We start from the raw sequence: 315 nt of genomic DNA, 5'->3' as shown, positions 1-315 counted from the left end.
CATCTTTGGCGGTAATCGTAATTGAATTACTCGTTCCTGCTGTCTGAGAGGCTGATCCTGTTACCACCAATCGAGTGGCAGCTCCAGGATTGACTGTCACACTGGAACTAGTTATTGCTGTTCCTGAGGCTGGCGTAAAGGTGAAGGTTCCAGCACCCGATGTTCCTGTGAACGTCAAGCCTAAGCTGGTCAAGTTCGCTACTCCGCTGCTAAAGTCGCCTGCACTACTTAATATGTTTGTTCCTGATAAGCCTGAAATAGCTCCTGTTAATGTGGTACTTACTGTTATGTTATTTCCTGCTGCACTAAATCCTG

1 protein-coding gene is annotated in these 315 nt (G+C 46.7%); it reads right to left on the bottom strand.

The annotated features are described in order from the left end of the window. The coding region (locus U0R11_RS13610) for a hypothetical protein (RefSeq protein WP_406752384.1) at positions 1-315 on the bottom strand (315 nt) is incomplete at both ends.

The organism is Aquirufa salirivi, assembly GCF_045310485.1.
Lineage (GTDB): Bacteria > Bacteroidota > Bacteroidia > Cytophagales > Spirosomataceae > Aquirufa > Aquirufa salirivi.
This window is presented reverse-complemented; position numbering and strand designations above follow the sequence as displayed.